This window comes from Blautia sp. NSJ-175 (genome assembly GCF_022867815.1).
Taxonomy (GTDB): Bacteria; Bacillota; Clostridia; order Lachnospirales; family Lachnospiraceae; genus Blautia; species Blautia celeris.
In genome coordinates this window covers 345,158-369,794 of record NZ_JALIFQ010000001.1, presented here as the reverse complement: position 1 = coordinate 369,794, position 24,637 = coordinate 345,158, and the positions used below count along the sequence as shown (strand labels likewise).

Genomic DNA, 24,637 nt, shown 5'->3' with positions numbered 1-24,637 from the left:
GCAGCAGCTCTAAAATCACAGTAACCCCGTTACTGTTCAGACAAGCTGTACGGTGACGCAAACTCAGCCTTTTACGGCTCCGGCTGTCATACCTTTTACCAGTTTATCCTGGAAGATAATGAACATAATGATCATGGGAAGAAGTGTCAGCGTCAGGACTGCCATGATCATGGGCGTATTCATGGAATACTGGCCCTGGAATTCCCAGATTGCCAGAGGCAGGGTACGGTTTGCGGATGACTGTGTCAGTGTGTAGGCAAAGGAGAACTCATTCCACATATTTACACCGTTGTAGATCGCCAGTGTGGCCAGGCCGGGTTTTGCCAGAGGAAGGATCATGGAGAAAAACATCTGAATCTTGCCGCAGCCATCTATCTCGGCAGACTCTTCAATCTCCCGCGGAATCTCTTTCATGAAGCTGGTCAGAATGAACACGGAAATCGGTACCGCAAAGGCAATATAAGGACCAATCAATGCCCAGATACTGTCATACAGACCTGTGCTTTTTGCCATCTTGAACACCGGGATCAAGGTGATATGAACCGGTATGGACATACATGCCACGATCAGCGCATAGATGGGGTTCGCCAGTTTAAACTTAAATCTTGCCAGCGGATAAGACGCGCAGGCAGCGATAAACAGCAGAAGTATCAGGGAGATGCCAAGAACGATCACACTGTTCTTGAAGTAAGTGCCGAATCCGCCTTTTAACACTTCTGTGTAGTTGTTCCAGTTCAGACTGTCCGGAAGCTGGAACACGCCTTTTGTCAGCATCTCAAACTTCTCTTTAAAGGAGTTCAGAACCATAAATACGAAAGGCATAAAGGATACTACCAGCCAGAAGATTGCCAGGATAAAGGCAACGGTCCAGGCTGTGATGCTTTTTGCTTTACTCTTCTTATAATTATCCATTATTTCAGTCCTCCTTCTTTCCATTTAACAGCTTCATGGTGATCAGGGATACCATACTGATGAGGATAAACATACCGCCGGCCACTGCAGAACCATATCCCATGTTGAATGTCTTAAAGGACTGTTTGTACATGTAGGTTGCCATCAATTCCGTAGATGTTCCGGGACCGCCGCCGGTCATAACATAGATCAAGTCAAAGTATTTCAGAGAACCAACCATGGAGAGGATTGCCGCGCTTTTCATGGAAGGAACCAGAAGGGGAAGTGCTATTCTCCAGAAATACTGGCCTCTGGTGGCACCGTCTATCCTCGCCGCTTCAAATACATCGTAAGGAATATTGGTAAATGCCGCCATGAAGTACACCATGTAGAACGGGGTGAACTGCCAGCAGATAACCATGATAACCGTCAATAGGGCAGTTTTCGGATTACCCAGAAGGTCGATGTTGCCGCCTCCGAACCAGCCTGAGATGGTGCTGACCAGGCCGCCGTTTGTTGCCAGCGCATATGTAAAAAGGAAGCCAATCGCAACAGATGACATCAGCAGGGGAATAAACCAGACCACCTTAAAAGGTGTCAGTTTCTTTCCTCCGAAATCCAGGAATGTTGCCAGTGCAAGACCGATGGGAATCTGAATACAGATAGACAGAATCATAATGAGAACATTGTTCTTAAACGCGATCCAAAAATTGGTGTCAGCAATCAGTTTTTTCCAGTTGCCGATTCCGATAAATTTCTTAGCTGCGGAAATTCCGTTCCACTGATAGCCGCTTGTGATAAATGTATCCACAATGGGATAGAAAATAAATATCACCATTAAAACAGTGACCGGTGCCAGGAAAAGCGCCGCAACTTTCCGTGTGTTCCTCTGCCTCATCTGGGCAAGAGAAATACCATTTTCCTTCATAATAGAAGCCCTCCTTTTTGTTTCTGAATCCTTTCTTTTCTTATTATATATACTAACAAACAGACTTCTGAAAGGACATAGAACAATCTACGCATTATCTATAAATATTTGTCTTTTAAAGCGCAGAAAAATATAGAAAAAAACGCCCTGTCCCAGGGGACAGAGCGTATTTTCATCTGTGATCCTTACTCGGCCTTTGTGCTTAAATAGTCATCCATTGCTGCCTGCATGGAATCCTGTGCCTCCTGAGGAGTCATGGTCAGACCGAACACTTCCTGTAATCCGTCAAGGTGAGCAGTTGCAACTGCCGGCGGCAGATACTGGTCATACCAAAGCTGGATTTCCGGAGCACTGTTGGCGGTCTCCACGATCTTCTTGGCAACCGGGTCTGTGATCTTCTCTTCGATTCCCTTGACTGGCGGAATCTTGCCTTTTTCAATCTCAAAATCTATAACTTCATCAGAGAGATGTGCCTCTGCACACTCAAACGCTGCTGCCAGCTTGTCGCCTTCACAGTTGAATGTGATGAACTGGTCACCTACGGTACCGATCTGGATAGAAGCATCTGCGTCAGAACCTTCGATAGCCGGGAATGGGAACCAGTCTATCTTCTGATAAAATTCTTCACTGTCAGAGGAGAAAGTACCTGTATACCAGGATCCACACAGAAGCATACCTGCTGACTCCTGATACATGAGCTGTTTTGCCTGTCCGTCATCCTCACTCAGAGAGTTTACACCCTCCGGGAAGTAACCTGCATTCACCCATTCCTGGATTTTTTCACCGGCTTTGATGAAGCAGTCATCTGTAAATTTGCCTTCGCCTGCAACTGCTTTCTGGAATGGCTCCAGTCCGCCGTAGCGTGCCGCAAGGCTCATGAAATACATGGAACCTGTCCATTTGGAACCGTTTGCCAGGGCAAATGGTGTAATGCCGTTGTCCTTTAATGTCTTACAGATATTCTCCAGATCCGCAAGTGTCTTCGGCTCTGAGAGACCGTATTTCTCAAACATTTCCTTGTTGTAGAATATACCTGCAAGAGAAACGTTCTGATAAGGAACCGCATATACATGGTCGTTGTATGTAGCCTGTGCAACGGCTGCATCCATAAGTTTGTCCTTGATCTCAGACGCATTGAACAGATCATCAATGGGCTGGCCGAATCCGGAATCTATGTACTCGTACATAGGACCGCCGGACCAGTTGGAATACATATCCGGGCATTCGCCTGAACTCATGGCAACTACCAGTTTCTCTTTGTACGTATCATTCTGTGTAGGCACAACCGTAACGGTATAGCCTGATTCTGTCTCGGAATTGAATTTGTCAACAGCCTTTGCAATAACATCCTTGTCCGGGCTTTCTGTACCGATGTTCCAGTAAACAATTTCCTTGCTTCCATCATCACCGGCTTCTTTTTTTGCTGATTTGTCTTCTCCTGAGGTTTCACTTGAACTTGCGTTTCCGCTGTCACCGCCACATGCGGCCAGTGACGCTGCCATGAGAGCTGTCATGGAAAGAGCGACCAGTTTTGCCATCCTTTTTTTCATACTTTTCCTCCTGAAATTATATACATGCTTTTACTTTATCCCTGATATCATATATTTTTTTCTGTCTGATAACCATAAAATAAAGTGTCCACATGATATAATTTTCTTACCTGGAGATAAAATGATCATTCTTCATTGTGGCTGCTGTTGTATTCATCCATTGCCTTCTGCAGTTCTTTATTTGCCTCCTCCGGTGTCATGGTAAGGCCAAATAATTCCTGGCAGGTATCTTTATGTGCCTCAGATACTACCGGCGGCAGATACTGATCGTACCAGAGCTGTACAGAGGACGCATTCGTTGCAGCTTCCAGAATCTGCTGGCTTACCGGATCAGTGATCATCTCTTTTGCTTTTTTAACAGGAGGAATCTTGCCGTTTTCTACCATGAAATCCAGCTCTTCATCATCGAAATAGTAGCTTGCCATCTCAAATGCAGCATCCAGCTTTTCGCCTGTACAATTGAAGGTCAGGAATCCGTCACCGATGGTTCCGATGATAATGGAAGCATCTGCGGAGGAACCGTCAACTGCCGGGAATGGGAACCAGCCTAATTTGTTGTAGAATTCTTCACTGTCCTGTTTGATCGTGCCTGTATACCAGGAGCCGATACAGGTCATGGCTGCCTTATCCTGGTACAGAAGCTGTTTGCCCTGTCCGTCATCCTCACTCAGAGAGTTCACGCCCTCCGGGAAATAGCCCTTTTTCACCCATTCCTGAATCTTTTCTCCGGCATAGACAAAGCTCTCATCCTCAAAAGTACCCTCCCCGGAAACTGCCTTCTGGAAAGGCTCCAGTCCGCCGTAACGGGTAGCCAGGTTCATGAAATACATGGAACCTGTCCATTTGGAGGCATTGGCAAGCGCAAACGGAGTGATGCCGTTCTCCACTAATGTATCGCAGACTTTCTCCAGATCGCTTATGGTCGTGGGAACTTCCAGATTATACTGTTCAAACATCTCTTTGTTATAGTAAATACCTGAGATTGCCACATTCAGCACGGGAAGGCCGTACACCTTGCCGTTGTAGGTACCCTGTTCCAGGGCCGCGTCCATGAGCACATCCTTCAGATTGTACTTATCAATATATTCGTCAAGAGGCTGGCCGAATCCTGCCTCCACGTATTCGATCATAGGACCTCCGGACCAGGTCTGATAGATATCCGGGCATTCCCCTGAGCTGACAGCAACCACCAGCTTCTCTTTGTAAGTATCATTCTGTGTGGGAACATAGCTTACCTGATAGCCGGTCTCTTTTCCCTTACCTTCATTATACTTGTCAATGGCATAATTCCAGATACTTTTGTCAGGGTCCTCTGTACCGTTGGCCCACATTACAATTTCCTTATCCCCGCCTTTGCTCTCATCTGCGGATGCTGTGCTCTCTTCTTTTTTGCTGTCATCACTTCCGCTGCTTTTGTCATCCCCGCCGCCGGAGCCGCACGCACCAAGGGAAGCCGCCATAAGCACAGACATAGAGATTGCCGCCAGTTTCATCATTCTTTTTTTCATATTCTTTCCTCCTTATGTTATTTAATATGAACTAAGATTATGGATTAATAGTAGCATTCTCTGTGGGAAATACCTATAAAAAAAAGTGTTCTCCTTCTATAATTTTCTTACTTCTTGTGCATTTTACCTATAAGACAACTGCAGAGAGCGCCTGATTCATACACTCTCCGCAATCTGTTATTTTGCCATATGTCTATTATAGAAACAAACCGTCAGTCCCCAAAAGAGAGGAATCTCCACGGCCAGCGCCGCAAGCATCGCATGGGGCACCCAAAAGGATCGTCCTCCCAGATGAAGGAATTTAAAATCAAACAGTTCGTACAGGAAGCAGTTTCCAAGCCCCAGCCCTCCTGTCGGCAGGATACAGCGAATCCAGCCGGCAAGATTCCCGCTGCCCACCTGTCCGATGATGACAGGCAGCAGACACAGCACCATGCCAAAAATCGCTGTCACAGTGACACTTCTGCATCGGGACGATATCATAAGTGTACACAGAACCGCAGCGGTTATGGTCAGAAACCCGGTACCCGCCCCGGCTAAAAGCAGGTGCCACAAATCCAGATCAGATAAGCTCACTGCCGAATAGAGCATCTGCATGGAACTTCCCATACACTCTTCCCCGAACAAAGCCCTTGTCAGAAGCAGAAAAATGCCGGAACCCGCTGCCACTATAACAGAGGCCAGAATCAGCATAACTGCTGTCCTGACAGCCGCCAGCCTGATTCTTCCATGCCTGGTACAGCGCTGAATATCATCCGCCTTTGTCTGGTAGTCAGAGGAAAAGACCGGAGCAGCCAGAAGCACGCAGATGAACTCCAGAAGAAGCAGATAAAGGACCAGATAATCGGTTGCGTCCTTATTATAGCCGGGATAATACTCATATGGCTGCTCCACTTTTGCAAAGTAAGCAGCCGCTTTATTCTGCGCATCCGGGTAGTCCTTCTGCTCCATTTTCATGAGGCTGTCCAGATGCTCTCTGCACTGTTCATAGATACGGCCGGCATCTTCAGGACCAAGCTTCATGAGGTCAGCCGCAGTACCTGTTCTGCTGTCCGCATACACTTCACGTAAAAGGTGGATATAAGGCTGAATAGGCAGAATCTTTTCATTATATACATTCAGAGGGAAATCCTCGCTGTTGGTCGGCCCGTATTCCGCGATGCATGCCTGATATGTCTCCAAAGCGGTCTGCACTTTATCCGGTGTCACCTCTCCGGCATAGGGCGCCTGTTTCTCATTTATGATCTCCATGGCCTTACTGCCGCTTATGGTGATCTGTTTACCGCTGTCATCCATGTAGGAATATTGTACAAATGTCCTGGGAATACAGGCCATGAGAACAGATAAAAACAGTGCTGCCCCCAGAAAAACCCAGGTAGATCTTGTTTTCAGGATTCTCTTAAATTCCAGTTTTAAAAGTCTCATTTAATCCGCCTCCTTATCAAACCGGCTCTCCGGGAACATCCAGAGATAAAGGTCTTCCAGTCTCGGCACAGCAGGTACAGAATCCTCGATCCCGGGTTTCTCGGCGAGATACCGCACAGAGATGCGGCCGTCCGCCTCATTTCTCAGGTTCACGATCTGCAGTCTGTTCTCATACTCAGCAAGCTGCCCGGCAGGAATCGTACCGCTCCAGACTTTCCCATTCACCAGGGTGACCAGCTCTTCCGTTGTCCCCACAGCCTGGATCTTACCGCCCTTCATCACCGCATTGCAGGTTGCAATGTACTCCACATCTGAGACAATATGGGTGGATATGAGCACGATCCTGTCGTGTGATGCAAACTCTGAGAGCAGATTACGGAATCTGACGCGCTCCCCCGGGTCAAGACCGCTGGTAGGCTCATCCAGAATCAGCACCTCCGGCTCATTGAGAAGGGCCTGGGCGATTCCCACCCTGCGCTTCATTCCGCCTGAGAGCTTCGCAATCTTTTTCTTTCTCACATCCGAAAGGGTCATTCTCTCCAGAAGTTCTTCTATCTTCTCCTTACTTCTCCTTTTCGGCAGGCCTTTCAGCACTGCCATATATTCCAGGTAATCCCGGACCGTAAATTCAGGATAAAATCCAAACTCCTGAGGCAGATATCCAAAGATATCCCTGTACTTCTCCCCCAGTACCTGGATAGAGATGCCGTCGTACAGAACCCTGCCTCCCGTAGGTTTCAGTGTTCCGCCCAGCATTCGCATAAGAGTGGTCTTGCCGGCACCGTTGGCTCCCAGAAGTCCCCAGACCCCCGGTGTCAGTTTCAGGCTCACATGGCTGACGGCTTCCTTGTCTTTAAATTTTTTTGATAAATCGTCTATTATAAGCTCCATTTTACTCCTCCTCACAACAGCACTTCTGCTGCCCCCATTCCCACAGCCAGACAGATTTTAAGTACATGCTGTACATCCACGTGCAGAGCTATGGTAATATAGATACTGCCCAGTAAAAAAAAGGGCACCAGCAGGTATAAGACTACGGCCCCCAGGCTCTGGCCCATTCCCAGTACAATGCCTGCAGTCAGCACAGCCAGCATCAGGATATCCCCGGCACTGATGATCACCAGCCGGGCAGTCAGCAGATGGATCGAGGAAAACCTGGACGCCTGCTCCAGCTCTGCCATTCCATAACGCAGAGACCTTGCAATTGCGGGCAGGGCCGGCAACAGAAGAAACACACTGCTGAAACATAAAAGCACGGGAAGGCGTCTGTTCCACAGGTAAGCAAAATCCCCATTGACAGTAATATAGAGTGTCAGATAGATAGCTGCCAGCACAGCGATCTGCGTTCCCCATATACTCCGGCCTGTAAATTTGATCTGATATAACACAAACTGCCAAAAGGAAATCCTTTTTTCTCTTACAGCGGTGCGGTATGTCTGCCTGGCTGCCAGAATCAGGTTCTCTCTTCCTCCCCTGACCGCATCCGGCACGGTATTCTCCGAAAAACACTTCCTGAGGCCGCTTTCTATCTCAGATTTCTTCATATGATGAAATCCCCCCTCTCTCCAAATCCTTTTTTATGGTTTTCAGTGCTGCCCGCAGCCTGGACTGGACTGTCCTCAGCGGCTGGTTCAAAATCTGCCCGATTTCCCTTAACGTCAGGTCATGGGCAAACCGCAGGTAGATGATCTCCCTTTGTTCTGCCGGAAGTTCCCTGACCAGCAGCATGAAGTCTGTCTCCGTCTCAGCCCTTTGAAATCCCCGCTCCAGGCATTCCAGAGTGTCCGGTATCTGCTCCTCCTGATGTTTCTTTCTCCACATGTCCACACACGTATTCGCTGCCACCTGGTATAAAAAAGCGCGGAATTTCCCCTTGTGTATATACCTGTCCAGATACCGCACGGTCTTCAGAAATGTCTCCTGCACGGCATCCTCCGCGGTCTGCCTGTCCGCTGTGTGGCAGATACAGTACCGCAGAATGTCTGTGTAATACAGGGATATCAGCTCATCCAGGGCGCTCATATCTCCATTTTCCAGTTTTTCTATCAGTTTGTCTTCACGCGTCAAGATACTCCTCCTACAGGGCGTCCCCTACTCTATATAACGTATCGGGATATGGAAAATGATTTCATATTTTTAATTATAACCAAAAAAACCGGTCTGCATGATTTCTCATACAGACCGGCATTACCCTTACAGTTATGATTCTTTTTTCTTTTTCGCAGCTGTGACTGCAGCGATCACTGCCACTGCTGCGCCGGCGCCGAGAAGCGGGAATACCATATTCGTATCATCGCCTGTCTTTGCTGATTTTGAAGTTGTGGTGGTTCCGGACTTCTTGTTCTTGGCCGGTGTCGGGGTTGGTGTGGTTCCTTTATTACCATCGCCATCCGTGCCATCATTTTTGTCGCCGCCCGGAGTCTTATTGTCATCTCCGTCTGGTTTTTTGTTGTCATCCCCGTTCGGATCCTTGTCGTCTCCGCCCGGATTAGGATTCTCACCCTTTGCTTCCACTGTGATAGCTGCTGAATGGGTCTCATTGTGACCGATGTCGCCGCTGTCACCTGCCAGTTCCTCAATATCCACCTGAATGTCCGCTGTATCGCCGGCTTTTACACCGTCTGCAAGCTGGAACGTCATATCGAGCAGGCTGCCATCCTCCGTAAGTGGTGATGATGAGGCAAAGGCCGCTACAATCTCGCCTTCCTCCCTGTTGCCTGTCAGACAGTCGTTGACTTCACACAGGGCCCCGGACAGCGCCCCTCCGGCGCTGTCCGCAGTGAGGGTAAGTTTAGATGCATCGTAATGGATACGGATCTTTCCATTGGTCACTTCCCGGCCGTCCGTGATCTCACAGGCCACCTGAACCTGACCGCCCTCCTGGGCCTTACCTGGGTTTAATGCTATTTCTGTTTCACCTGCGGCCCAGACAGGCATTGCCTGTACAAACAGAAGTGCACTCATACATAACATTGCAATTTTTCCGGTTCTCTTTTTCATATAGGTTACCTGCCTGTTCTCCTAGATTTTCCTCTGATATTTAAAATGTGGTGATCTTCTCTGCTGCCATCTGCAGGATCTTGGTTGCGTCAGTTGTGTTGGTCTGGTTGTCAACATTCACATCACCGATCAGGATCTGCTCCTCTGTCAGCTCTGTGAGACCTACACTGTATTTCAGCAGCAGTGCACTGTCGGCTGCATTCACAACGCCGTTCAGGTCCACATCACCCAGAAGCCTTACTTCTTCACATTCTTTCACAAGTGCAGCAATCGCTGCATTGATCTCATCCTGAACTGCATCCGGTTTGTCGTAAATTACCTTTGCGCTGTCAAGAGCTTCCTTCAGACCGTCAATGCTGGCTGCCAGATATCTGCCCGAATTATCCAGGATCTCCTGTGCTTTTGCCATAACAGATTCCAGTTCCGCCTTATTTCCCTTGAATGTAAGGCCTGTAATGGCTTCTGCCAGAGCTGCATAGGCGTCTCTTGCTTCCTGGCCTGTCAGTTCCGTGTTGGCTGCTGTCTCTTTGGCTGCACTTAGTACAGTCTTAAGGTTCTCCACGGACTCACTTGTGTACTTGTCGGCATCCTGAAGGATTGCTTCTGCCTGTGCAATGATCGCGTGCAGACGGGCAAAATCCTTATCTAACATCTGGGATACTGCAGTAAGCAGGTTTGTGGTTGCCTCATTGACAGCTTTCTGTCCTTCTTCTACTTCATCTTCGCCGTACACGGTATCATATACAGTCTTGGCTGCCTCTAATGCATCTTTGACTGCCTGCACACTGCCTTCCGTATAGCGTTCTTCTGTCACAGGATCTGCGAGGATTGCCTCTGCTCCCGCGATTGCCGCTTCCAGACCGTATTTCTGTACGCCCGGTTTCAGGTCAACAATGGCATTGATGAGTTTTGTAAACGCATCGTCTACCTGTCCCTGTGTTGTTTCAAGAGTTGTCAGAAGCGCGTTTGCTTCGTTCAGAGCCTCTTCCACGGCTGCCCAGCTCTCCGGTGAGAAGGACTGGCTTCCGTCTGCCAGTTTTTCAGCCATTGTGATGGCCAATTCCAGACTTGTAGTATCTACAGTCAGCTTAACCTGTACGGTAAATACTGCTGTCTTCTCAAGCTCACCTTCGGTATAGGTAACTGTGATCTCCTTTGGTCCGATCACACTGGAATCAAATCCGGTAATTGTGTAATCGTCTGTGCTCAGCTCTGTGGTGCTGCCGTCATTGTATACAGCAAATACCTGAATTCCTTCTGCGCTGAATTCTTCGCCTAACAGATATTCCTTCTTGGCATTCTCTGTATCGACTGTGATGCTTTCCAACTGGATCTTAACCAGAACATCTTTTGCATTGCCCAGGGCTACGATCGCATCGGTGATCTCCTTCTGGGATGTTGCATTTTCCATAACAGCTTCCGCTGCCGCGATTGCATCCTGGAATTTCTGATAGCTTTCCGGTGTATAACCGTCAGCCGTTATTTCCTTCATCTCATTGATGAGTGCTTCCAGACTGGAGGTCTCGATCTTCTTGAAGGTAACGTCCAGTGTATGGTCTTCGATCACATATTCAAGAGTTACTCTGTTGTTCTCGACTACTGCCGGTGCACCGTCAAGCATTACGGTATCTACAGTATAGCCTTTATCCGGTTTGATTACAAATGTTTTGTTCGTCTCGCTGTAAACAGATACGTCGCCTGTCTGGCTGACAGTTCCGTTTTCGCCGGCGGTTACTGTTACGGTGTGTGTCGGAACCTCATCACCGTAGTATACTTCTTTTACTGTAATATTGTGAGCGGTCCTTCTGGTCTGCAGTGTATACTGGCCCGGTTCTGTACTGTAAGGAACACCCTCTGCATGACCGAGTTCTGTTCCGTCATACCATAAGGTCAGGTCATATGCCCCTGCTGCCCTGCCGGCACTCGGCATAAACTTAAAGATAATCTCATGCTCTTCGTTAGCTGTCAGCTCATAGCCGTAAGTAAAGTTGCCCCAGCCTCCGTCTGCCGTCTTATCGTAGAACCAGTTTCCGCCGCCTGCATCATATCCGAACATGATTCCGTTACCAACGGTAAACAGTGTCTGATCTTCCACGCTGTCTGTGCTGAAGCGGATGCGGAAAACACCCTGGCTGATTGCTGCAGCGTTCATGTCCTTAGCGATTCCGCCTGCATTTACAGATAATAACAGGCCGTCCTGCGTAAGCTGTCCGGACGCATTGCTGAGATCAAAGTTCATCTCCTCTGCTGCTGCAAAATCTTCATAATAAGTGTTGTACTGGGCCACATTGACTGCCTCGGTGAAGGCCTTCATCGCTGCTTCCAGTTTTACATATGCGGCTTCGTATTCTGCCGCGTCTTTTCCTTCCGGAACTGCTTTTGCTTCGTCAACAGCAGCTTTGAAGGTATCGACTGCTTCCTGGGTGTATTCGCCCGGTTTCGGTCCTACCACTGCTGCATTCATCTGTGCTTCTGCATCCTGAATCAAAGCGCCTAAATCTTCATATGTAAAGTTATTCGGTACATAGGTGATCACTTTTTCCAGATTCGTCACATGTCCCTCTGCGTTGCTGAAGGATACATTGACAGTTACCGGTTTCCTTGTTGCTCCCTCTTCTGCCGTAAAGGTTACATTCATAAGTTCCGCAGTCTTCTTGAATGCATCCTGTTTCTTGATTCCATAGGTGAAACGCACGGTCTGTGTTCCGTCTTCATTATCTGTCACAGTCGGCTCTACAGTCTTCAGAAGTGCGTCTTCATTTGCTGCTGCGCTGTCTGTGTTCAAGGTGATCTGAGACGGGTCATAGGTATACTCCACAACTGTGTTTCTGTACTTGTTGTAGATATTCTCAAGACCTACATTTACCTGATAATTATGGTTTCCTTTATCCTCAGTATTGACAGTTGCTGCCGGGCTGCCTGTGATCTCCTCACCGTATACGCCCAGTTCTGTCATGGACATTCCCCATTCGTTTGCATTGTTAATAGAAACAATTGCTACGAACTGTGCCTCGGCTGGCTCGAATTTAACCAGGTTAAGTCCCGGATATGCACTGTTAACCGTTTTAACAGTATTCCATGTCTCTCCGTCTGCAGATACCTGCACTTCATAATCTGCAGCGTAGGCACCCGGTGTCCAGTCAACTGCTACAGTGTCTACCATGTATTTCTTATCCAGATCTACGGATATCCACTGGTTCTGTCCCATACCGCTGCTGTAACGTGTGGACTGGCTGCCGTCAACTGCGTATTTTGCTGCCATGGACTCTGCTTCCTGTCCGCTTGTATCTGTTGTCTTATTCAGTGCTAGATTCTCACCTGTGATCTCCTGATAAGGCTCAACAAGAACTGCATTGACAATCGCTTTGCCCTCTGTGGCTTTCAGTCCGATATCGATCAGACCGTCTTTTGCCTCTGCGGTAACTGTGATATCGTAAGCTTTGTTCTGTTCCGGAATGGCAAATCCTTCTTCCACTACAGAACCGTTTACACTCACATCAAATGTTCCCGGTGTAAAATCATCTGCGCTTGTGTCATTGAAGTACAGTTTCACTCTGTAAAGTCCCGGTGCAACTTTGAACTTATAGCCAAAGTCCTCACCTGCGCGTCCGCTCTTCAGCGCGGTTCCCAGGCCTGCATCCGGCACCGGTTTCTGTCCGCCGAGAGAACTGTTGATCTCCTCAGTGGCTGTATCACCGTTTGCGTACCATCCGCTTCCTGTAACTTCAAATTCCGCATCCTCGAACAGGCCGTCATGGTTGCCCATATTGGATGTGTCGGAATTACCGGCATCCAGTCTCATATTCACTTCTGACATAACAGCCATGTCTGCTGCAATACCATTCAGAATCGGATTGGTCATTGTTCCGGCTTCCTCACTGTATGCACTCTGCAGTTTTACAGTAATGACACCACCTGCCGGATATACAGAACCGATTTCAATCACATCTGTATCACCTGTTAAGGTATATCTCTCTTTTGCCACCTCACCGTTTACCAGAACGTCAAATGTACGTCCGGCAGCGTTTTCCATCTCAGAAACATAGAGTTTCAGATTGTGGGCAGCGTCTGATGCATAAATCTTGTACTCAATCGTGTCGGCAGTAACACCTGTTGCGTATACACCGCTGCCGCTTCCTGTCAGCTTGCTGTACTCACCAACATAGCCGGATAATTTCTTATTTTCATCATAAGCTTGGTCTGCGCTGAATCCGTCGATGACATCTCCGCCCACATTATAGGACTTGGAGTGCTCCTGAAGGACAAACTGCCAGTCAGTACCTGCTGTGCCAAGAGAAAGCGTTCCGTCATTATTGCAGACAAGGAATTTGTCTCCTGATTTGAGCTGATGAAGTCCGTTCTTCATATCAACGGCTGACCATACAGTTGTGTCTTTCTCTGACAGAACCGCGCTGTCGCCGTCGTCATTCAGGTACAGATAAGCATTGTTCTCTGTATCCCAGATTTTCACTTTGTATCCGTCGCCTGCATTCTCCATTACGAACTGGCTTCCGGATGCATTTACTTCCAGACTGTTTTCTCCGCTTGCAAGATATTCTCCGCATTCCGGATCGTATACTTTATAAGCCGCGTTGCTCTCCAGTGCAAATTCTGCACCTTTCACACCTGTCATCTCCATAATACCGATATCAGGTGCTCCGTCGTAAAGAGCATTGCCGAAGAAATCTGTCTTGGCATTTCTGTCTGAAGTGTAGTCCCAGAGTCCTTTATTTTCCGGACTGGATGCAGGAACGACATTGACATACACACCATTACCGATTGCTGCAGAACCTTCTTTCAGGGCGTAAGCCTTCAAAGATTCCCAGTTGGAGGTGGCTGTCATTCCGTCTTCACTGATCGTGGCACTCTCGCCGCCGCCCGGATTTTCAAAGAGCGGATCTGCCTGGATGGCATTGGGAATCTCACCCGGGTCATGGATGCCGCTGGCTTCATATACCAGGTTTCCTGCCTGTTTCAGGTAAGAGTTGTTCCAGCTCTCAGCCGTTGTCTCAGCGCTGCCCCATTTACTGGGAACTTCTGTATTGTAGTTATAGTAAATGTTGTTATACATACACCAGTTGTATGCATCACCTAATGCAGAACCGCCGCCGTTGCTGTGGTTGAATACCCAGTCCGCACCATCATAATAAAATACATTATTATAAATGTAGCTCTCTGAACTGGTATTTCCTGCCCCGTGGCGCCATGCAAGGCCGTCATTCTGGCTCACATTATAACGGATAATATCTGTATTGTTATTGCCCATCATAAGCATAAAGCCCATAGGTGTATCGTGGCTGTAGTTGTACTCAAAGGTAGTACCTGCACACCAGTAATCACTGTCGTAAGAGCAGCCATCCTGGTTATAAGCAGGACCGTCAAAGCTCTCATTATAGCGGAATAAGGTATCAAAAGAGTTCCATGCCCAGATACCTGCATTGGCGCCTTTCGCACGCATGGCCTGTCCGTTCACCACATTGTGCTCTACCAAAGCGCCCTGTGATTCGCAGACAAGGATACCGTCACCGCCGATATCGCTCAGATAGTTTCCTACAATATGAAGGCCTCTCTGTGCCTGGTCTTTATAACGGATATTGTCATGGCGCACACCATCATTGGCCCCATTATAATCCGCATCATTATTCGGGTCATAATTGTCAGTACCCGGTGTGTTGTTTCTGAAGTTGTCCAGGTCAGAAAGGCGGATTGCCTTGATTCCTGTACGGTCACACTGGTCAATTCTGTTGTTCTGGATGGTCACGCCGTTGAAGTAAGGATATACCCCTGCTTTTGAGCTGAAGATAACCTCAACGCCGATACCGCCGTCTACTTTGTTCACACCGCGGTTCTCATTTCCGTCCACATCATGTACATAACAGCCGTCGATGACAACTGTGTTGTATTCTCTGTCACCCTCCAGAGTTTTGTTAACCGTCTCTCTCTCGTCAATGGTAACATGGATACCGAGACGTCTCGGGATCACATCATCACTTCCGGAGTTCAGGTTGTTCTGGTCATTTGCTTCACTTGTCTCGTTAAATGCGTCGTCATTTGTAACTTCCAGACCAGTCACATAGGTATACTCCATGTTCTGAATCAGGACTGCTTCTTTGTAGCCTGCATATTCAGGTGTGCCGTCGTCATTTTTTTCACCGGTTCTTCTGAATCCTCCTGCGTTGATCACAGGCATGTTTCCCTCACCATATGTATCAATTACAATGGGTTTCTCCTCCGTTCCGGTGCCTTTCGGTGCAAGCTGCTGGTTGTCAAAAATGCTGCCTTTCTTCAGGCTGATGCCGTCTCCCGGCTGTAATTCAATGGTGTTCACCTTATCCAAGGTTTTGAACGGATTACTGATCGATCCATCCCCATTCTCATCACTGCCGTTCTCGCTGTCCACATGGTAGACCGTGCCGGATACTTCCGGGATACTCTCCGTGGCTGCTTCAGGTATACTTCCCTGGTTATCTGTGGCTGCCTGCACATAAACCGGGAAATTAACTGAAGTACAGACAAGAGCCGTCGCCAGAGTAACACCAAACGCCCTGTTCCATCGCTTCCATGATTTCATACATTGCTCTCCTTCCAAAAGAATATTTACGCAATGAGCTTCAACACGCTGCGCTGATCCGCTTCCGTCATTTTGACAGGTGTTGCATTGCCGTGTCTTCTATTATAGTCCACATATATACATAAATTTTTACGATTTCTACTTATTTTTCGTCATTTTCGACCATTTATATTTTATCGCAAACTAATAATACAAAAAAAATGACAGATAAAACAAACTAGGGGCATTTTCCCGGTAAAAAAGAGCTGTTCACACTTCCAGCTTTCTGTGTAAACAGCTCTCTTTTTATCTATCTGCTAAATGTTTTCTTACGGTCAGCGCAGTATATGCACAGTGATTGATCACCTTTGTTTTACGATTTTCCTTCCAGTGCGTCCTTCACAGCCTGTAACAGTGCCTGTTCATCCGGTATCTCTACTTTGGCCCCTTCCGCCATTTCTTTTAAATGCTCCTGATACTTGTTCTCTAACACAAGATTTTGGGCAGATGTCTTTACATTCTCATAATCCTCATTGTCAAAGTATTCCGGGTCTGCATCATAAACAGCCCTTGCCTCCTCATCGGATGCGGTAAGTACATCTTTATTGGTCAGCTCCCGTTTATTCTGAAGGGACAGATTTTCGTTGAAGTAATCATAGAACTGGTCCGCCGTGTACCGGGTCACTCCGAATACGGTTTCATTGTTCCCCTTTTTCTCTCCCCTGTCCTTGTTTTCTTTTTCCATTGCCTTCATCAGGGACGGATAATCAATCGCATCTGCAAGGCCGTTGTCCATGGCCTCTTTCTGCATGGTCTTAATTTCTTTAAGCTCCTCCACCACTGCATCAGCCAGGTATTCATATCCCGTCTTTCCATCGGCCTCTGTCTCCCAGGTAAATTCTGACACATCAATTCCGGCCTTCTCTGCTGTTTTTTCTCTCTGGTATAATTTGATCTTATTGACGATACATGCCACTTCTTCCCTGTAGACCGGCTGTCCGTCAACGGAAAATACTTCTTTCTCTGTTCTGCCCTTCATGAAGATCACAACTGCTGCTGCCAATATTACGGCTATAACTGCCAGAAGAATCCATATCCATTTCTTAGATGCTTTTTTGCTGTCTTTCTGCATTTTACCCATACTCTTTCTCCTGTGTTTTTACTAGCCAATCAACTGAAGACCTTCATTTTCTTCGGCGGCTTCCAGCAGAACGTTCCATATCCGCAGAAAATATTTCCCCGCCTGCTCTCTGTTCTTCACCTCTATCTCCATCTCTTCCTCATCTGTAAGACAGTCGTACAACGCGTCCAGATTGCCCCCATAATAATCCGGCAGCCGCAGTTTTTCTTTCAGATATGTATGTGCTGTCTCCTTCTCTTCCATACATAACGCGTCCAGGACTATCCTCATGGATTCTCCTCTCCATACAAAAGCTCAAAGGTTTCGTAGTGGTCCTCCGTGTAATACACAAGACCGTCATCGGAATAGACGATCCGCTTTGCCCCTCGATAGCCTCCATCGCTGTCAATGTCACATTCATAATACTGCCGTCCCTCTTTTTCCGGCAGGATTCCCTCATAGTTGCCGAATCTGTCTCCGCCGATGCTCTTGCCCGGGGCGGCTTCAGACAGGTTCCCCTTACTGCTGACCCATCCGGCGTTCTTGGCTTCCTTCTTGGTAATAAAATTATCCGGAAGATGGCCAAACCGGTGGATATAAGCCGCCACATCCTCTTTCGAGGTATAAGTTCCCGATTCCTCCAGCGCCGATGCCTCTGCATCCTGTTCCTCCTGCTGCACTGTCCGGGCAGAATCCTGTTCTGTCCGGCCTGCCGTGCCGTCCGCAGTTCCGGTGCATCCGGTGAGCAGGCAGAGCAGCAGTATCAGAATGCCGCCAATATATCTGAACTTGTGTTTCCAATTTTGAATCATATTTTTTGCCTCTCTTATAATTTCAGTATGTTCCTGATGCCGTGGGCAACCCCGCACGCCTCATTGGACAGGGTGATACAGTCTGCAGATTCCTTACATTTTACGGATGCATTCTCCATCGCGATCCCAATTCCCGCAAACGCCAGAAGTTCCGCATCGTTATCTCCATCCCCGAAAGCCGCAAGCTCCTCCCTGCACAGTCCGAGATAGTCCAGAAGAAAGGCTGCCCCTGTATGTTTCCCTGCATCTTTATAAGAAATTTCCAAAAGCTGTGCCACCGAAGAAGTGATATACACATCCCGGACCTCCGCGTTCAGAAGCTGCCACAGCCTGGTCTTCAGCTCCCGGTCCCCTGTTATGACGTCCATGCCGTCCAGTACAGAGGCATGGTCACAGATAAATGCCCGAATATCCTCCACCGGCCTTCTGGTTCCCTGGATATAAGGAATGGCCCGGACACTGGCGCCGAATTGCACAGGTCTTTCCACATAAGCCCTGGGTGCATAAGCCTCGCCATCCACAAATGCTTCATAGGTCACAGGAAAATTCCTTGTGAGCGTCAAAATGCGGCGCACTGACTCCTCTGTCATCTTATATTGTTTCAGGCATTTTCCTGTGTGGAGTTCATATACTGCGGCTCCGTTTGATGTAATGGCATACCGTATCCCTTCCATCTCCCTGATCGCCGCCGGCAGCGTGGAAAGGGCCCTTCCGCTGGCCACCACTACCTGCACGCCCTTTTCCATAACTTCCTCCAGGGCCTTTCTGTTTTCCTCCGGCAGATATCCGTCCCCGTCCAGGGTCGTCCTGTCCAGATCAAGGGCAATACATCTGATCTCCATCCGTACTCCTTCCCGCCGTTATTTCTCAGGCTTAGGATATTTCACCGCATTTTTCACCATCTTATCACGGATGATATCGTCAATGTCAAACGCATACATCTGGGCAAAACGCAAGGAAAAAATCAGGGTATCTGCCAGCTCCTCCCCTATGCGCTCCCTCTTCTTCTTATCTTTCATCATTTCTTTCATCTGGTCATTTGACTTGAAACGGAACAAATCCATCAGTTCATTGGCCTCTGTGGAAATACCGATGGACAAATCCTTAGGATTATGGGATTTGTTCCAATGCCTCTCCTCGCAAAAATCGAATACTCTGCTTTTTAAGTCCGCCACAGTTGTATCTTTATCCATGTTGTCTGTCTCCTCTCTTTCTCTTTATGATTAGTGTCAGTTCAGGGAATACTGTTTCATGATTCCCTTTCCGCTGTTCTTTGCATCATACAGGGCATAATCCGCTGCTTTTAAAAGTGTCTGGAACTCCTTCAGACCGCCGCCGTACCAGGCAAGACCTGAAGATATCTCCAGCATTCTGCTGCTCTTATCCGGAAATACCACAGGGTTCTGCTGCAGCCTGCTGTAAAATTCCTCCATATCATTGGCAATCTCCTGCTTTGTCTTATAGTGATGCAGAAAGAGGCAGAACTCATCCCCGGAACGCCTGGCCGCGATTCCCTTTTCTCCGTTGAACTCTGTCAAAAATCCTGCACAGACGCGCAGATATTCATCGCCCCAGTCATGTCCAAAATGGTCATTGATCCCCTTGAAGCTGTCAAGATCCATCATGACCATGGCACACTCACCAATGTCACGGCCCGTAAGGATATTCTCCACTTCTTTTCTGAAGGTATCCAGATTGCATAGCCCGGTAAGGGAGTCGTAGTCCCTCTCGTGCTCCAGCCGTTTCTTTTCCTGTACCTCTCCCGTCACATCTGAGATGATTCCAAAAGTGCTTCCGTTTTCCGTGGTGGTAAAGATACGGACCCACTTCTCGGGATTTTCCCTGATCTTAAAATCACTGCCTCTCTTGTCAAAAGCTGCCCTCAGAGTCTTCTCCAGCATGACCCGGAAGATATTCCTGTCCCGGCAGGCCCGGTTCATCTCCTCCTCTGTCCAGTCAAGCACAAGCCGGAAACGTTCTGTGGCCATTACCTTTTCGCTGTCCTCATTGAATTCAAACACACCTATGGGCAGGTCCAGCGTGTCAATGACCTTTGAGATCTTGACCGTGGCATCCAGAATTCCCTGCACCATTTTATTGATTCCCTGGCTGAGCTGCCTGAATTCCGGATTGCTGTCCACCTTCACCACAGTATCCAGATCACCGTCTGTAATATCATGCAGATCATCCATGATGGTATGTATCCCGTCCACGATCTGATGCTTCAGAAGACGGTTAATGACCAGAATGGTCACCAGATACACCAGAACCAGATAACAAAAAGTAAGGATCGTCTGCGTATTCCGTTCCTCATAAAGCTCCTTCTCATTTTCACCTGAAACCAGTATCAGGTTATCCTTCTCCAGGCTGACACAAAATATCTTTTTCCCCTCCTGATGGATAAATCCGCCGTCTCTGCAGTCTGCGATTTCTTCCTCCGTCAATCCCAGATTCTTCATACTGCTGCCGGCCATACTCTCATCAGAATGGGCCAGCACTTCACCACTCTCCTTATCTATGGCAAAAAGCACACCCCCTGCATCCACAGGAACTCTGGAGAATATGTAGTCGAGCTGGTTTCTCTTCTGGGCCTCCAGCATCCTGGTCGGCGCCATTCCCACCTGTACGATCCCCTTCTTATCCTGGCGCGCCACACCGATATACTGGAACACCTTCTGTTCGTAGCCGTTCGGTCTTATATCCTGCACCAGATAGGAACTCGGATCATCTAAAATACTGAGAAATTCTTCTGTCTGGTCCGTGGTATGGAAGTCCATGCCGAAATATTTCGGAATACTGCCTGCAAAGAGAATCCCGTTTTCATCGATCACATGAAGCTCATCCACATTGAGCAGCTCCGCGATCCGCTCCAGTTCCTGCTGGCTGTCCAGTACACTGGGATTCTGTTCTATAATATAGGCGAAAGCATAGGCTCTTGTCAAATAATCCTCACTGAGGCTCTCCTTCAGGTTCAGCAGCTCCACCTCATTATTGTCAATGGTCTGCGATATCTGTCCCAGTTTGAGCGTAGAGTTCTGTACCATCTGGCTCCTGGCATTTCGCCCCTGCAGCCCCCAGTTCAATACTAAAATAGCCAGAAGAGCCACAGCGACAACATAGCTGATGTACCTGGTAAAAATTTTCTGCACAAAATTTCCCCTTTCCTCAACTGTACGCCGCCCTCGGAAGCGGCCTCACGCTTTTTTAGCTATTATAGCATATAAACGCACAAACCGCATGCCATTTCTGACATGCGGTTAAAAACCATGCGAACGTTTCTCTATCGTTCCTGGGGATTGGTTCTGACTGCCCGCAAAAATATCCTGTTAAACAGGGCCAGCTCATCATACATGATACCGTGTCCGCTGTTTTCAAGGGTTACCAGACAGGAACAGGGGATTCCCTCCTTCTGGATACGGGCCAGGTCATTGGATACCACCACATCCTTTCCCCCGTGGATGATCCATGTGGGAACATGGACACAGGGAAGGTCACAGCGCCCATCCTCATCCCTGAGTGCCATTGCGCTTCTGACAGTACCTAATCCGGATGCCGAGAGAGCTATATCCCGAAACCATTGTTTCACCGGTTCTCTGTGAGGCGCAGCGAAGAGCTGTTCATAGCTGAAGTTACAGGCAAGCTGCGGTCTGTCCGTCTCAGCCAGACAGATCAAGCTATCCACATATTTCCTGGTAAGACCATAGGGATATCCCTCCCGCTGTGTCCAGGACGGTGCAGCCGCTGCCAGAAGAATCAGCTTCTCCACGCCATAGCCGCAGAACAGCCGCATATAGCGCAGCACAATGGCCCCTCCCATGGAAAATCCTGTGAGAATAAATTTTTTCAGTCCCATGGATTTTACCACATGGTAAATATCCGCTGCCATCTGGTCATACCCATAACCACAGGCCGGTGTGTCAGACTCGCCGAATCCTCTCAGATCAACTGCCACCACATGATACCCGCACCTTGTAAGCAGTTCGATCTGATATTCATAAATCTTGTGTGAAAGGGGCCATCCGTGAACCAGAAACACGGTTTTCGGACAGCCCTTGTTGCATTCATAGACAGCAATTCTGGTGCCGTCATTGGATCTTACATAGAACATAGAGAAATCTGCTTTTTTCTTTATTTATATGCACCGGACACGACCTCTGTTCCCCCGTCCAGCATTTCTTCCGCAATCCATACTTTTCTCAGATACAGACTGACGATTATACTGGCGATACCGGCTGCTGCGAAAATCGCCCATTCCTGTCCCCTGGCCTGTTCAAAGACCACACCGTATACGGCCTGGCCCAGAGGCTGAGAACAGGTAGCAATGGCCATGACCCAGGAGATCACCTTTCCGATCAAATGTCCCGGTGTTTTTATCTGGATGAAGGACATGGTCTGCACCGTGAACAGAGTCGCACACAGCATCATCAGAAATGCGCCTGCTGCCAATACCATATATTTACCCATATCCGGTACCGCGGAAGACAGGATTCCGCCCATAGGGAACATGAGCAGGGCCACCCCCAGAATGAGCTTCCAGGTATCCCCGATCTTGATCCTGCTGCCAAGGACACCGGCAGAAATTCCCCCTGCTATGCCGCCGAAGGCCATGATCCCCGACAGATATCCATACATCTGATTCGGGTCAGCCCCCCGAAATTCCAGCACCTGTGTACAGAGAACCGGAAGCCCGATGATCAGCAGGGACGAGATGAATAGGTTTACAAACGCAATAATGACCGTAACTTTGCCTATCACTTTCTGGCTCTTGGCAATAAAACGCACACTCTCCTTCAGGTCTCCGAAGATAATGCGGAATGCGCCCCTGTCTGTCTCCCTTTTCACAAAGGGGATTCTGATGAAGATCTCCATCACAGCGGAGAGGAAAAAACAGACCATGCTGATCGCAAGCACCACATGAATCCCCTTCATACTGTAGAAAATGCCGCCCAGCACAGGTCCCAGCAGACCGGCCAGGGAAGACACGGTATTGATCATGGCATTTGCCTGCACCAGCTTCTCCTCCGGCACCAGGAACGGCATACTTGCCTGTACAGACGGCTGATAGAGGCCGGATATACTGAACAGCAGAATCAGGGTCACAAGAATGAGAGCCACAAGGTTCACCTGCCGGGAAAGCAGAAGAAACAGGAGAATGATACCCGCCGTGGTAAAATCCAGAACCACCATTATGTTCCTCTTATTCACCCGGTCCGCGATCACACCGCCCAGCGGCGACATGATAAGCAGCGGCAGAAACGCCAGCGCTGACACCAGACCGTATAAAGCAGGGGACTGGGAAATATTCAGCAGATGGAGCGGCAGGGCAAATCTGACTACCGCATTGCCGAACAGAGAGATGATCTGCCCGATGACTACCAGTGTAAAATCTCTGGAAAACCCGTTTTTCTTCATTATTTATACCTCCATATTTTCTATTTTATTTGCAAGTCCCGTGTAACATCCGATGCCGCCTGCCAGAGTGATGACCATGATTCCCACCATGACCCACATCCCGCTTTCGGCCCCCAGCATAAAAAGGTTCGTCACAGGGCAGATTAAAATGACAGCAGCCACCACGGACGCCACCAGTGATTTCTTCCAGAATCCGACCCGCATGGAGATCTGCCCGATGGATGCTGCCATCACTCCCAGAACCGCGCCGGCTGCCAGCACTCTTCCCATTTCCGCCATACCAAAGGTCTCGGGAACGAAATGAAACAGATTGGCAGCGACTCCCACCACTAGGAAGGAGACCGTCTCACATAAGAAGGTCGCTGTGAAGACAAATCCCCACATAAGAATACATTTCGCCTTCAAAATAGCTTTTCTTTTCACCGGATAGGAGAACAGCAGAAGTGCGTTCTTTCCGGTATATTCTGTCACCACCACTCTGGCTGCCATGGCTCCGCCCATGACTGCAAAACAGGACATGATGAGACCGGAGACAGGAAGAAGCAGCCCTCTCCACGTGGCAAACAGCAGCGCGTCATCGCCGGTCACACTTCTCTCTTCTATCTTGGGAATCAGGGGAAAGGCAAAGGCCATGATCAGACAAAAGGCCGATATGCCCGCGGCTGCCAGAAGGTAGCCCTTAAAATCCGTTCTTTTTAATTCCAGTTTGATCAGCTTCATACCTGTTTCCTCCTCATAATGTCAATGACATACTTTTCAAAGTCTTCTCCGTACTGTGCTCTCATCATGGAGGGAGAGAACTCTTCCACGATTTTCCCCTGTGCCAGGATTCCCACTCTGTGTGCAAGCTGTTCCATCTCGCTTAAAATATGGCTGGATATCAGGATTGCAGTGCCTCTCTCTGCCAGGGCCAGCAGGATATCCCTCACCTCCTGTATCCCCACAGGGTCCAGGCCGTTAATGGGTTCATCCAGCAGCAGACAGTCCGGGTTATGGAGCATGGCCCTTGCAATCCCCAGCCTCTGCTTCATTCCCATGGAGAATTTCGCCACGGGCTTTCTGCCCGTCCGGGAAAGCCCTACCTGTTCCAGTGCGCCTGTGATATCCCTGTTCTGCCCCATATATGCCATATGGATCTCCAGATTCTCACGGGCTGACAAGTGTTCATAAAATATGGGTGTCTCGATCAGAGAACCTATTCTGCTCTGGATCTTTTCCCTGTGCTCCCAACTGTCCCTGCCGTCTATCCGGGCCTCTCCTTCATCCGGCTGCTGAAAGCCTCCGGTTATCTTCATCAGTGTGGTCTTGCCTGCTCCATTGACACCCAGAAGACCGTAAATCTCTCCTTTTTGCAGATTCAGGGAACAGCGCTCCAGCACACTCTGCCCCTGGAAGCTTTTTGACACTTCTCTGATTTCTATTACTGCGTACATTATCTTTC

Annotated in this window: 20 protein-coding genes; all 20 read right to left on the bottom strand. The window is 48.5% G+C overall.

From position 1 onward, the window contains the following. Positions 1-63: 63 nt before the first annotated feature. Positions 64-912, bottom strand: a complete 849-nt coding sequence (locus tag MUB35_RS01730; protein ID WP_033139103.1) for a carbohydrate ABC transporter permease — start codon at positions 910-912, stop codon at positions 64-66. 4 nt (positions 913-916) lie between these two features. Next, complete coding sequence (locus tag MUB35_RS01725; protein ID WP_033139104.1) at positions 917-1,819, bottom strand: carbohydrate ABC transporter permease; 903 nt, start codon at positions 1,817-1,819, stop codon at positions 917-919. 185 nt (positions 1,820-2,004) lie between these two features. After that, positions 2,005-3,369: an extracellular solute-binding protein gene (locus tag MUB35_RS01720; RefSeq protein ID WP_033139105.1), complete on the bottom strand. Its 1,365-nt coding sequence runs from the start codon at positions 3,367-3,369 to the stop codon at positions 2,005-2,007. A gap of 125 nt (positions 3,370-3,494) precedes the next feature. After that, entirely contained in the window at positions 3,495-4,877 is a 1,383-nt protein-coding gene (locus MUB35_RS01715) for an extracellular solute-binding protein (protein ID WP_103731841.1), read from the bottom strand. Between the two features lie 177 nt (positions 4,878-5,054). After that, entirely contained in the window at positions 5,055-6,302 is a 1,248-nt protein-coding gene (locus tag MUB35_RS01710) for an ABC transporter permease (RefSeq protein WP_118743394.1), read from the bottom strand. Next, positions 6,303-7,193 carry an ABC transporter ATP-binding protein gene (locus MUB35_RS01705; RefSeq protein ID WP_118743393.1) on the bottom strand — a complete coding sequence of 297 codons (891 nt, stop codon included), beginning with the start codon at positions 7,191-7,193 and terminating at the stop codon, positions 6,303-6,305. An 11-nt stretch (positions 7,194-7,204) separates the two neighbouring features. Further along, positions 7,205-7,846 (bottom strand): hypothetical protein, encoded by a 642-nt coding sequence (locus tag MUB35_RS01700; RefSeq protein WP_244805691.1) that lies wholly within the window; start codon positions 7,844-7,846, stop codon positions 7,205-7,207. Beyond that, complete coding sequence (locus tag MUB35_RS01695; protein WP_054350661.1) at positions 7,833-8,369, bottom strand: RNA polymerase sigma factor; 537 nt, start codon at positions 8,367-8,369, stop codon at positions 7,833-7,835. The genes MUB35_RS01700 and MUB35_RS01695 overlap by 14 nt, the downstream gene beginning before the upstream one ends. Before the next feature lie 132 nt (positions 8,370-8,501). Next, positions 8,502-9,302, bottom strand: a complete 801-nt coding sequence (locus tag MUB35_RS01690; RefSeq protein ID WP_118743391.1) for an LPXTG cell wall anchor domain-containing protein — start codon at positions 9,300-9,302, stop codon at positions 8,502-8,504. A 40-nt stretch (positions 9,303-9,342) separates the two neighbouring features. Continuing rightward, positions 9,343-15,873: a discoidin domain-containing protein gene (locus MUB35_RS01685; RefSeq protein WP_118743390.1), complete on the bottom strand. Its 6,531-nt coding sequence runs from the start codon at positions 15,871-15,873 to the stop codon at positions 9,343-9,345. Positions 15,874-16,225: 352 nt separating this feature from the next. Continuing rightward, on the bottom strand, positions 16,226-16,993 hold the full coding sequence (locus MUB35_RS01680) for a hypothetical protein (RefSeq protein ID WP_033139113.1): 768 nt from the start codon (positions 16,991-16,993) through the stop codon (positions 16,226-16,228). Positions 16,994-17,014: 21 nt separating this feature from the next. Next, a complete protein-coding gene (locus MUB35_RS01675) occupies positions 17,015-17,263 on the bottom strand; it encodes a barstar family protein (protein ID WP_118743389.1) in 249 nt (82 codons plus the stop codon). Beyond that, positions 17,260-17,784, bottom strand: a complete 525-nt coding sequence (locus MUB35_RS01670) for a ribonuclease domain-containing protein (protein ID WP_033139115.1) — start codon at positions 17,782-17,784, stop codon at positions 17,260-17,262. Before MUB35_RS01670 ends, MUB35_RS01675 begins: the two co-directional genes overlap by 4 nt. A gap of 14 nt (positions 17,785-17,798) precedes the next feature. Further along, on the bottom strand, positions 17,799-18,626 hold the full coding sequence (locus MUB35_RS01665; RefSeq protein ID WP_054350651.1) for an HAD-IIB family hydrolase: 828 nt from the start codon (positions 18,624-18,626) through the stop codon (positions 17,799-17,801). 18 nt (positions 18,627-18,644) lie between these two features. Then, entirely contained in the window at positions 18,645-18,977 is a 333-nt protein-coding gene (locus MUB35_RS01660) for a nucleotide pyrophosphohydrolase (RefSeq protein WP_033139117.1), read from the bottom strand. A 36-nt stretch (positions 18,978-19,013) separates the two neighbouring features. Further along, on the bottom strand, positions 19,014-20,933 hold the full coding sequence (locus MUB35_RS30615) for a sensor domain-containing diguanylate cyclase (protein WP_118743388.1): 1,920 nt from the start codon (positions 20,931-20,933) through the stop codon (positions 19,014-19,016). 131 nt (positions 20,934-21,064) lie between these two features. Beyond that, complete coding sequence (locus MUB35_RS01650; protein ID WP_118743387.1) at positions 21,065-21,892, bottom strand: alpha/beta fold hydrolase; 828 nt, start codon at positions 21,890-21,892, stop codon at positions 21,065-21,067. Between the two features lie 20 nt (positions 21,893-21,912). Then, complete coding sequence (locus MUB35_RS01645) at positions 21,913-23,196, bottom strand: MFS transporter (protein ID WP_118743386.1); 1,284 nt, start codon at positions 23,194-23,196, stop codon at positions 21,913-21,915. A 3-nt stretch (positions 23,197-23,199) separates the two neighbouring features. Beyond that, positions 23,200-23,916, bottom strand: a complete 717-nt coding sequence (locus tag MUB35_RS01640; protein WP_118743385.1) for an ABC transporter permease — start codon at positions 23,914-23,916, stop codon at positions 23,200-23,202. Then, positions 23,913-24,629 carry an ABC transporter ATP-binding protein gene (locus MUB35_RS01635; protein ID WP_118743384.1) on the bottom strand — a complete coding sequence of 239 codons (717 nt, stop codon included), beginning with the start codon at positions 24,627-24,629 and terminating at the stop codon, positions 23,913-23,915. Before MUB35_RS01635 ends, MUB35_RS01640 begins: the two co-directional genes overlap by 4 nt. Between the last annotated feature and the right edge of the window lie 8 nt (positions 24,630-24,637).